Raw genomic sequence first — 11,722 nt, forward strand, 5'->3', positions numbered from 1 at the left:
TTGCAAGCTTTATCTAGTTTACAAATTGCACAAAATAAAAAGAATCAAAGCTAATAAACAATGTGTTTACGGATTTGGGGACGGGATGTATAATGAAATGCAACAAAACAATTCAATTTTAAGTAAAATGTAAACTTACAATCTTACAAAACTTACATCATGACATCATGGGAAAGAAGGCGCTTGAAACATGGACCACAGAATTTTAAACGTAGGATTAATTGGTCTCGGAGAAGTCGCGCAAGTCGTTCATTTGCCCGTCTTGCAGTCGCTGCCGAATGATTATCGGATCGCCGCCATATGCGACGTGTCGCCGAAGCTATTGCAACATATCGGTCAACAATATCGCGTGGAAACCCAAAACCAATACACCGATATGAACGAACTGGTGAAGCAGGAAGATCTGGATGTCGTCTTCGTATTGAACAGCGACGAATATCACGCGGAATGCGCCATCGCGGCGGCGAATAGTAAGAAACACGTGCTGATCGAGAAACCGATGTGCTTGACGTTCGCCGAAGCGGACGCGATTATCGAGGCGAGAGATCGCAATGGCGTTCACATTATGATCGGGTACATGAGACGATATGCCGCTTCGTTCGTCGAGGCGGTCAAAGAAATCGGCGGTTTGGACAACATTACATATGCCAGAGTCAGAGATATTATCGGTCCCAACCACTACTTCATTCGTCCGACTAGCCATACGGTGAACTTCAACGATATCCCGGAGAGCAGCAAGGAAGATCGTAAGCTTCGGGCCGAACGATTGGGCATAGAGGCGACGGGGCTTCAGCCGGACTCGCCGTTGTTCGGATTTTACCGATTGCTGGCCGGTCTGGGAAGCCATGATCTATCGGCGATGAGGGAAGCATTGGGGATGCCGAAAGCGGTATTGGGCGCGAAGTTGTCGATCCATAAGGACAGCATTTTCCTGAATGCGATCTTCGATTACGGCAGCTACTCGGTCACCTATGAAACCGGAATGGATCAACAAGGGCGTTTCGACGCTCACGTGGAGGTGTACTCGAGCCGCAAATCGGTGAAAGTGCAGTACGATACGCCGTATATCCGCCATCTTCCTACGAAGCTGCACGTCAGCGAAACCGAGGGCGAAGCGTATAAGGAAACAGTCATTCGACCTACGTTAACGGACCCGTACACGCTGGAGCTCAAATATTTGCACGATGTCATTATCCGGGACGTAGCCCCGAAAACAACGCCGGAAGACTCCAAGGACGATCTGCGGGTGTTCGAAATGATCATGGAAGCGCTTCAGGCAAAATGACGGCAAATCTCGGAGGTGTAGATGTGAATCCGGACATTTATCAAATACGAAGCTCCCGTTCCAGACAATTCACGACTTTCGATCCCGTTACGAGAAGCAAGACGAAACGGATCATGCCCGGAGCGCCGGCCAGCACGATCGTGGAAAGCGACACGCCGGGTATCATCAACCGGATGTGGCTAACGTTCCCCGGTTGGTTCTGGAGACATTGGGAAACGGGGGCGGGGAACGATCCGTCCACGTTGAAGAAACTCATCATTCGTATCTACTGGGACGGAGAAGCTTACCCGTCCGTCGAATGCCCGGTCGGCGATTTTTTCGGCATTGGACACTGCGAATACAAGCATTATGTATCGAGATATTTGGGGATGTCGAGCGGCGGAGCTTCCTTACAAGCTGCCGACCGACAGCCTAATGAGCATGTACAGAGTGCGCGATACGGATCATCAATCTATGCCATGAATGGAGGGGTACGCGTGAACCGAAAGTCGTACAACGGAACTTACGAAGGCGAACGCAATGCGTATATCGCGTTTCCGCTTGGGGGCATGGGAGCGGGAATGTTCGCTCTGGAAGGCACCGGGGCGATGTCTCATTTTTCGTTGCATAACCACCCGGGCTTATTAAATGAACCGCTCGTATTCTCTGCGATCTATGTGAAGGGGTCAAGCGGCAGCGTCGCCAGAGTACTGGAAGGGGCGGTTCCGATGCGGAAGGTGTTGGGGACCCGCACGATCCGCACGCCCGGTCCGGGGAGCGGACTGTACGGCAGGCATTACGGGCTGCCGCGATTCGCGGAGAGTACGTTCCAGGCACGGTTCCCGTTCGGAACGATAGAGCTACGCGATCCTAATGTGCCGGCGAACGTGACTATTACGGGCTGGAGCCCGTTCATTCCGCTAGCTGCCGATGATTCCAGCTTGCCGGCGGCGGGCTTGGAATTTACTTTCACGAATCCGACGGATGAGCCGCTGGAGCTTGTCTATTCCTTTAATGCGGCACAATTCATGGCGGCGCAGGGCGCGGACAATCATCGCGTTCTGCGAGCGGAAGCGGGGACGGGTTTCGTGCTCGATCAGCCGGCCGTCGACGGACGGCCGTGGGAGCGGGGGGCCTTCAGCGCGGCGACCGATCATCCGAACGCGACGGTGGATTGCTCTTGGTTCAGGGGAGGCTGGTTCGACCCGCTAACGATGATCTGGGAAGCGATCGAAACCGGACAATGTCTGGAGAAGCCGCCTGTAACCGAAGGCGCGCCGAGTCCGGGGGCCAGCCTGTTCGTCCCGCTGGAGCTGCAACCGAAGGAGAGTCGGACTGTTCGCTTGATGCTGTCTTGGTTCGTTCCGGAGACGAATTTCACGATCGGGGTACCTGCCACCGCTCAGGAAGCGGAAGCAGACATGACCAACCCGGAACTCCGCTTCCATAAGCCTTGGTACGCGGGGAAGTTCGCGGATCTATCGGACCTGTCCGCCTACTGGAGTCGGAACTATACGCGATTGCGCGAAGAGAGCTTACGGTTCGCGGACAGCTTATACGGGACGACGATGCCTGCCGAAGCGGTAGAAGCGATCGCCGCGAATCTGTGCATTTTGAAATCGCCGACCGTTCTAAGGCAAGCGGATGGACGATTGTGGGGATGGGAAGGTGCCGGGGACGAGATCGGCAGTTGTCACGGCACGTGCACCCACGTATGGAACTACGCTCAGGCGGTTCCGCATTTGTTCCCGGAATTGGAACGGGGAATCCGCGAGTCTGAATTCAACGAAGGTCAAGACGCGCAAGGGCATCAGAACTTCCGCATGCCGCTGCCGATTCAACCGGCGGATCACGATTTCCACGCGGCCAGCGACGGTCAGCTCGGGGGAATCATGAAGGCCTATCGGGAATGGCGGATCGGCGGCGATACGGAATGGCTGCGGACGATATGGCCTAACGTGAAGGCGAGCTTGCATTATTGCATGGAGAAGTGGGATCCGGACGAAACCGGCGTGCTTTCCGAGCCGCATCACAATACCTACGACATCGAGTTCTGGGGTCCGAACGGCATGTGTTCGTCGATCTATATCGGCGCTCTGAAGGCGGCTTATCTCATGGCCGAGGCTCTTGGGGACGATCAAGCCGATAAGTATAAGGCTCTCTATAGAAAAGGCAGAGTTTATTTGGAACTGGAGCTGTTCAACGGACGGTATTTCGAGCAGAAGATACTCTGGGAAGGGCTGCGGACACCCGCGCCTACGAGCGGCGAACACGCCTGGAACGTCAATTATTCCTCCGAAGCCTTAGCGCTTATGGAGTCGGAAGGGCCGAAATATCAATACGGCAAAGGCTGTTTATCCGACGGAGTTATCGGAGCATGGTTCGCCGAAATGTGCGGCCTAGGCGATATTCTGGATCGCGAAATGGTGACTCTCCATCTCCTTAGCGTATACGAACACAATCTGAAACGCGATTTATCCGCGCACGTGAATCCTCAACGCTCCGGCTATGCGCTTGGCAACGAGGGCGGACTGCTGCTGTGCACTTGGCCTAACGGCGGTCGGCTATCTTTGCCCTTCGTATATAGCAATGAAGTATGGACGGGGGTGGAATATCAAGTCGCGTCTCACCTGCTCTCTCTCGGCCGTGTCGAAGAAGGGCTGGATATCGTACGGACTTGCCGCGATCGTTACGACGGCCGAACCCGCAATCCGTTTAACGAGTACGAATGCGGGTTCTGGTATGCGCGGGCGATGGCTTCCTATGGCCTCATTCAAGGGTGGAGCGGCATCCGGTACGATGCATGCGATCGAACGTTGTACGTGTCGCCTAAGGTTTCCGGCGATTACAGCAGTTTCCTGTGCACGGCGGGAGGCTACGGCATCGCCGGAATGAAAGACGGCAAGCCTTACGTGGACGTGAAAGCCGGCCGGATCGAGATCGAACGCGTAGTCATGGAATAATCAAGGATTAACGAACAATGAGGTCGGCTTCGTAATCTTCGGATTCCGGGGCCGGCTTTCGAGGGATACAGATGCGCGGAGGGAAAGCCATGCGTCAGATGAAAACATCTTATTCTCTTAAGAAAAGGGCTTACTTTTTTTTATTTTTAAGTTGTCTGATTCCTCTGACCCTCATCGGCTATATTTCTTATTTCTCGATGTATTCTTTGCTGAACAACAATATAGACGGCGGAATACGCAGCAATATCAAACAAATGCAGATCAGCCTTAACCATGTGTTCGACAATCTCGAGAATGCGGCCCTGCAGCTTGCCATGTATAACGGCAGAGTATCGGACGACATCGAAACCTTCATCGAGACGGACGATTTTCTGACGAAGTACGAGAAGAAGAAAGCGGTCATCGAGAGCATTTCCCTGATTAATGCGGCGAAGCCGGATATCGGACTTATTTTTTTCTATCACGCGAACACGAATCAGGTCATGTTCGAGAATCAGAGCGTAGAGAGCGACTTTCGCTTTGACAAGCTGCCTATTCTAGCTACGGGAATCAATGCGACGTACTACGGTCCGCATGTCACGGTACGTTCTATTCACGATAGCTCGGTCTTTTCCGTCGCGAGGAAGGTCAACTTGATTCAGGGAGCGGATTTGTACGTCTATATGGAGACGGGCATCAAGCTGTTCGAGGATCTGCTGAAGTCCCAGCAATACAAGCTTACGGTTTCTTGCATTCTATTGAACGATCAAGGCAAGGTCATGTACAGCCAGAACGAAGAGGAATTTCCCGTCGGCTCGGGCATCGATGTCGGCTTGCTGGACGCAACGAAGAAATCCAATGAAATCAACGACGACTATTACGTGTTTACGGAGAAGGGCGATCGGGGCTGGTACATTTTGGCTGCGGTGGATCAGGACTCTTACAACTACGACTTGCGCAAATGGATCGCGAAGTTCGCTTTGTTTTCGCTGCTATCGATCGTGGTCAGTCTATTCCTGGGCTTGTCGATCTGGAAAATCGTCTATAAGCGATTAAAAACGATAAACAAAGAAATTCATCTTCTGGCCCAATCCAAATTCAACTCGGAAATGAAAATGACCGGGATACAGGAGTTCGACGGACTGCTTCTGCAATTTCATATTATGAAGGATACGTTATCCGAGCTATTCAAGGAACTGGAAGAGAAAGAGCGCAAGAAGAGAGTCGTGGAAGTCGAAAAGCTGATGCATCAGATTAATCCCCATTTTCTGCATAACACGTTGAATACGGTGCAGTGGCTGGCGCGGATGAACGGTCAGGACGAGATCGATCGGCTCGTGGCGCTGTTTACGCGGGTGCTGCATTACAATCTGGGGAAGGAAGGCGGCGTCGTATCTTTAGCGGATGAAGTGGCGGTTCTTCAAGACTACGTGGATCTGCAACGGATAAGGTACGCGTATCACTTCGATGTCCAAATCAAGGTCGATCCCGGGCTGGAAAACGTTCAAGTGCCAAGGTTCATTATGCAGCCGATCGTCGAAAATGCCATCTATCATGGATTGAAAGACGAAAGCGGTTACATTCAAATCGACGTTTACGCGGAGGGGAGCTTCCTGATCATAACGGTGAGGGATAACGGCGCGGGATTGACGGAGCAGGACATTTCCAGGCTGTTGGGAGAGCAGGCCTCCGAGCATAAGAAAGTGGGCATGGGAATCGGATTGAGTTACGTCAAACATATGATCGAGGTCTATTACGACGGTAGGGCTTCTATGGAGATTATCGGGGAAAAAGGGGAAGGGACGACGTTTAAGCTTCGGTTTCCTATCCTCAGAGCAGTCCATAAGGAGGGCGCGCAATGATTCATACGATCATCGTGGACGACGAAATTTACGTGAGAAAAGGACTCATATCGGTGTTGCCGTGGGAGAAGGTCGGGTTTAAGATCGTCGGCGAAGCCAGCAGCGGGGAGAAGGCTCTCGAATTTCTGAGAGACAACAGAGCGGACGTCGCTTTCACGGATTTGACGATGCCGGGGATGTCGGGGTTCGATCTCATGAAGGAGCTCCGGAGCGAATATCCCGAGATGAAGACCGTCGTTCTGACGTGCCATCAGGACTTCGGTTTTATCCAAGAAGCGATGCGGCTCGGCGCGATCGACTATATCGTCAAAACCCAACTGGAGAAGGAAAAGCTCGAAGAGGTGCTAGAGAGAATCGCCAACCGGATTAAGCATGATCATAAAATGAAAAGCGAATATCCTCCGATGTTCGAGAACGACCAAGGAAAACGATATTCTGAGGAAGTCGTGTCGAGTATCCGCCAAGCGGTCAAGCTCATTCAGGATAAGCTGCTGACGGGGATCCATCAAGAGGAAATCGCCAAGTCGGTCAATATGAGCAGAGGCTATTTCAGCATCTGTTTTAAGGATATCGTCGGCACGCCGTTCGGCGATTACGTCAGAAATCTGAAAATACATAAAGCGGAAGAGCTGCTGCGAATGACGAACAAACCGATCTATTGGATTGCCGATCATTTAGGATTTCAAGACGACAAATATTTCAGCAAAATTTTTCGCGAGCAGATCGGGAAGACCCCGTCCGACTATCGGGAGCAAAGCGGCAGGACGCGCGCGCAGTAGAACGATCGGCCGTAAACAACCCTCGCGTGCGAAGGGAGAAACTTGTTCGTTAAGAGGATGAAATTCGTCATCAAGAGGAGCCGAACCGATAACTTTTTTCCTATCAACTGATGATTTCCGTCTGTCCCCCCGCATGTATGAAAGCGCTTATCATTGAGATATGAAATTCACATCTACTCAAGGGGGATTCAAGTGAAACCTACGCTAAAAGCAGGGCTGTCTATCACGTTAGTGAGCGCGCTTATGTTTACGGCCGTCGCTTGCAGCGGCGGGAATAAGAACGGCGGCAACAACGCGGCACCTTCCGCGAGCTCCGTGGCTACGGAGTCCGGTTCATCCGCATCTGCATCCGCACCTGCCGCCGAGAAGCCGGATCCGTTCGGCAAAGAGCCCGAATTGGTCGAGTTCACGACGGGCATTGCCGTTTCCGCAGAAGCCAACATGCCGGCAGGGGAAAGCTTCGAGAACAACGACGTGCAGAAGTGGTTTCTGGACAACTTGAACGTGAAACCGAAAGTCGAATGGACGACCAGCGATCAGAACTTCGCGTTCGATCAGAAAGTGAATCTTCTGATCGCGGCCAACAATATTCCGGACGTCATCGGCCTATCCGTTGAACCGAACGGCTTAAATATTCTAAGCAAGCTAGTCAAAGCGGGCATGATCGAAGACCTGACGCAAGTATTCGAGGACTATGCCTCCCCGTCCTTAAAGTCAGCTTATGCGCTGGGCGGGCCGGATATCATGAAGTCGGTTACGTTCGACGGCAAGCTCTACGCCATTCCGTCCATTTCCGACGTCGAGACGGCGATTCCCGTCGTCTGGACGCGCAAAGACTGGCTGGACAAGGTGGGTCTGCAAGAACCGCAAACGCTGGAGGACGTCGAGAACGTGCTGAAGACGTTCAAAGCCGAGTTTAACGCAGGCGCGTTGCCGTCCCAACAAAACATTTATAACACGGATACGGCATCGTTCGACTTCGTCTTCGGCGCGTACAATTCTTACCCGGCCCAATGGATTACGGGAGCGGACGGCAGCATCGTGTACGGATCGGTCCAGCCCGAGGCGAAAGCCGCGCTGCAGCGATTGGCGAATTGGTATAAAGACGGTTTGATTCCGAAAGATTTCATGATGAACGACGGCACAAAGGCGGTTGAAGCCATTGCCAAAGGCTCCGCCGGAATATTCCAGGGCGCTTGGTGGGCCACGTGGTTCCCGCTGCCGGATTCCGTGAAGAACGATCCGAAGGCGGAGTGGACCGCCACCGTGTTGAAGGGCGTCGACGGAATCGCGCATGCGAGAGGCTACGGGAACGTTCGATCGTTCGTCGTCGTGAAGAAAGGCTTCAAAAATCCGGGAGCGATCATGAAGGCGATTAACGTCTCCCAAGAAGCCAATACGAAGAAGCTGGATTGGTACAACAAGCTTACGTTCGACGAAGGATCCAAATACATCAACGCCAAGATGGGACTTTTGCCGGTCGGGGTAAGCGCGAAGGATCCGTTTGAAATCTCCAAACGGTATAAAGACATTATGGAAGTGGTGGACGGCAAGAAGGACTTGGCTACCGCGGACCCTGAAACGCAAGTTCAAGTGAAATCCATTCAATCGTACGAGAAGGCAACCGACAAGCTTGCGGATATGGGCTTGTGGAGCTTGGCGAATCAGTTCGCCGTAGGCGCGGCGGCTTTTACCAAAAACCCGGTCCAAATGACGCTTCCCGCCTTCATCGGAACGACCGATCTGATGCAGAAGAAGAAAGCTTCGCTAGACGATCTGGAGAAGCGGACGTACCTGGAAATCATTACGGGCAAGAAGCCGATCGACGAGTTCGACAAGTTCGTGGCCCAATGGAAGAGCATGGGCGGAGACGACATCACCGCCGAAGTGAACGATATTGCCGGTAAATAACAGAGAAGCGTAACTTTCCGCATCAAGTGCCGGGGCGGCGCTATGACCGACTCGGCGCTTGTTCTCTAAGACAGAGGTGAAATGATTGAAACCATACAAAATGAGAAATAACGAAGTCATCCACTATCATTTCATGTTATTGCCGACGATTGCCCTTCTTGCCGTATTCAGCATCTATCCGACTCTCGGTTCCGTGATGGCGTTCAAATATTTCGACCCGGTTGCGGGAATATGGGGATCGCCTTGGGCAGGACTCGATCATTTCAAAATGCTGTTCCAAATTCCCGAGTTCAAGCAAATTACGATCAACACGATTACGATTTCCCTAATCAAAATCATATTAAACGTTTCGTGCGCGTTAGCGTTTGCGCTGCTGCTCAACGAAATCAGAAAAAAATGGTTCAAGAAGTCCGTCCAGACGATCGTCTATCTTCCATTCTTCCTATCATGGGTCATTATGGCGGGTATTTTCAAAGATTTCTTTTCCGTGGACGGATTAATCAACGGCGCGCTGCAAAGGTTGACCGGCGGCGAACCGGTTATGTTCTTTACTAGCCAATTCTGGTTCATGATCATTATTTATTTGACGGACGTATGGAAAGGGTTCGGATTTAACGCCATCGTATTTCTTGCCGCTTTGACTAGCATTAACCCGAACCTATACGAAGCCGCGGAAGTGGACGGAGCTTCGAGATGGAACAAGTTAATTCACATCACGTTGCCGAGCATTAAGCCGACGATCGTATTGATCTTGATTTTGAGCCTTCAAGGGATATTAAGCGGAGGATTCGATCAGATCTTCAACCTCTACAATCCTTTGGTGTATCCTGTTGCCGATATTTACGACACTTACATTTACAGGATGGGATTTCAGAATAACCAATATGAATTCGCTACCGCGGTAGGTCTGTTCCGTTCGGCGGTTGCCTTCCTTTTCATCTGGGTATCGCACTGGCTGGCGGAGAAATACGGCGACTATAGGTTGTTCTAGACAACGGGGTGAATGAGATGAAAATTAGAGCGACTAGGCAGGACTTCGCGATAGACGCAGTGATCTATACCGTATTGGCTCTGTTGGCTATTATTACGATGATTCCGCTACTTAATATAATGGCCGTCTCCTTAAGCGATAGCGCCAAGGCGACGGCAGGTCTCGTGACGATCTATCCGCTCGGGCTAAGCTTCAAGACTTACGAGACGATCTTCAAGGACCAGGCCATTCTAACGGCTGCCGGAGTTTCGTTGCAGCGGGTTTTCTGGGCGTTGCTGATCAACATGGCGATCGTTATTCTTGCCTCGTATCCGTTATCCAAAACCAACAAAGCGTTTCGTTCCCGGGGCGTGTATATGTGGATCGTAATCGGGACGATGCTGTTCTCGCCGGCCATTATTCCTCTGTTCTTCACCGTTAGGGACCTGGATATGCTAGGAACGGTGTGGGCGCTCGTCATTCCCGGGGCCGTCGGACAATTCTACATTATTCTGATGCTCAATTATTTCAGATCGATACCCGCGGAGCTGGAGGAGTCCGCTAGCATCGACGGAGCCAGTCCATGGCGAAGGTTATTTCAAATTTACGTACCGCTCTCCAAACCGATTATTGCCACGATAGCGTTATTCGTCGTCGTCGGTCACTGGAACGCGTATTATGACGGACTGATCTTCGCTATCCGCACGGAAGATTATCCGCTCCAAACTTATATCCAGCAGCTTGTCGTCAATTACGATACGACGATCCGCGACCTTGAACAGGTGAAGAGCTTGCTGGCCGTATCCAACAGAAGCTTAACGGCGGCTAAGCTGGTCGTCACGATGATTCCGATCTTGGTCATCTACCCTTTTATGCAGAAATATTTCATCAGCGGAATTATGCTTGGTTCCGTTAAAGAATAGAACATCAGAACGGGAGTGTTTCAGAATGGCAAAAGTGCTAACGGAAGAACAAGTGCGGCATTTCAAGGAAAAGGGTTGGGTAAAGGTAGAGCAAGCTTATCCGAGGGAAGAGGCGCTGAAGGTTCAAGAGTTCCTGTGGAGCGAATTGGCCAAGCGAGGCGTTCATAAAGACGATCCGAGCAGTTGGACGGAGCCGGTCGTTCGGCTCGGGGACTACGTCGATCCGGTTACGGACGGGCTGAATTCCGATCGGCTCACGGGGGCGATCGAGGATTTGCTCGGCGATGGCCGGTGGCAGCTCGGGCACCAGCGCGAGAACGCCATGTGGGGCGGCTTCATCATTAATTTCGGGCCGGAGGTTCCGGGCGGCTGGCATTACGACGGAAGCCATTTCCGGCATTATCTGGATAGCTGGGAGCAAGGGCTGCTGCTCGTGTGCCTGTTCTCCGAGGTCCGCCCGGGCGGATCGGGAACGCTTGTCGCCGAAGGCTCCCACCGCATCGTCGCCAAGATGCTGGAGAAGCATCCGGAAGGCATCGGACTTGGCGAAGCGATTCGCGAATGTAACCAGCATCCATGGCTTGCGGAGCTCGTTAGCCGGAACAAACCCTCGTCTAACGATATTTATAGCGACGCGCCTTCGGATGACCGGACCGCGAAGAAGCAGCATCTCGCTAAATTCATGAATACGACGTACGAAGATCCGGACGGTTACTCGCTGCGAGTCGTGGAAACGACAGGGGGACCCGGAGATTTGGTGCTGTGCCATCCTTTCCTGTACCACGCACCTTCCGATAATGAGCTTGGAGTTCCGCGGTTCATGTGCAATCGGGTAGCGCCTACGCGGGAGAGGATGAACTTCAATCGCGATAATCCCGAAGACTACTCTGTCGTGGAACAGATGATTCGCGAGTCGCTGGGACTGAAGGACGGCGAGAAGTGCGATTGGGCGAGGAAAGAAGCTTAAGATTAGGCGAAACATTTTACCTAAAATCGAAATTTTGTTGGATTCATTCCTTCGACACGTCTAGCTATAATAGACGTGTTTCTTCCTTTTTATGGGGAGGTTTA

General features: G+C 52.1%; 8 protein-coding genes. All 8 read left to right on the plus strand.

Annotated elements, in window-relative coordinates:
- Positions 1 to 190 precede the first annotated feature (190 nt).
- The 8 genes from HH215_RS26170 (at position 191) to HH215_RS26205 (ending at position 11,618) form a co-directional block, all read left to right on the plus strand.
- The gene (locus HH215_RS26170) at positions 191 to 1,285 is read left to right on the plus strand and encodes a Gfo/Idh/MocA family protein (RefSeq protein ID WP_169282556.1); all 1,095 of its coding nucleotides are present in this window, start codon (positions 191 to 193) and stop codon (positions 1,283 to 1,285) included.
- Positions 1,286 to 1,308: 23 nt separating this feature from the next.
- Entirely contained in the window at positions 1,309 to 4,227 is a 2,919-nt protein-coding gene (locus HH215_RS26175; RefSeq protein WP_254450230.1) for a GH116 family glycosyl hydrolase, read from the plus strand.
- 89 nt (positions 4,228 to 4,316) lie between these two features.
- Positions 4,317 to 6,068: a sensor histidine kinase gene (locus tag HH215_RS26180; RefSeq protein WP_169282558.1), complete on the plus strand. Its 1,752-nt coding sequence runs from the start codon at positions 4,317 to 4,319 to the stop codon at positions 6,066 to 6,068.
- On the plus strand, positions 6,065 to 6,847 hold the full coding sequence (locus tag HH215_RS26185) for a response regulator transcription factor (protein WP_169282559.1): 783 nt from the start codon (positions 6,065 to 6,067) through the stop codon (positions 6,845 to 6,847). The genes HH215_RS26180 and HH215_RS26185 overlap by 4 nt, the downstream gene beginning before the upstream one ends.
- Before the next feature lie 192 nt (positions 6,848 to 7,039).
- A complete protein-coding gene (locus HH215_RS26190; RefSeq protein WP_169282560.1) occupies positions 7,040 to 8,758 on the plus strand; it encodes a type 2 periplasmic-binding domain-containing protein in 1,719 nt (572 codons plus the stop codon).
- 85 nt (positions 8,759 to 8,843) lie between these two features.
- Positions 8,844 to 9,749 carry an ABC transporter permease gene (locus HH215_RS26195; RefSeq protein WP_254450231.1) on the plus strand — a complete coding sequence of 302 codons (906 nt, stop codon included), beginning with the start codon at positions 8,844 to 8,846 and terminating at the stop codon, positions 9,747 to 9,749.
- Between the two features lie 17 nt (positions 9,750 to 9,766).
- Positions 9,767 to 10,651 (plus strand): carbohydrate ABC transporter permease, encoded by an 885-nt coding sequence (locus tag HH215_RS26200; protein ID WP_169282561.1) that lies wholly within the window; start codon positions 9,767 to 9,769, stop codon positions 10,649 to 10,651.
- Positions 10,652 to 10,676: 25 nt separating this feature from the next.
- Positions 10,677 to 11,618 carry a phytanoyl-CoA dioxygenase family protein gene (locus HH215_RS26205; protein WP_169282562.1) on the plus strand — a complete coding sequence of 314 codons (942 nt, stop codon included), beginning with the start codon at positions 10,677 to 10,679 and terminating at the stop codon, positions 11,616 to 11,618.
- Positions 11,619 to 11,722 lie beyond the last annotated feature (104 nt).

It is taken from the genome of Cohnella herbarum (genome assembly GCF_012849095.1).
In the GTDB taxonomy this organism is placed as follows: Bacteria; Bacillota; Bacilli; order Paenibacillales; family Paenibacillaceae; genus Cohnella; species Cohnella herbarum.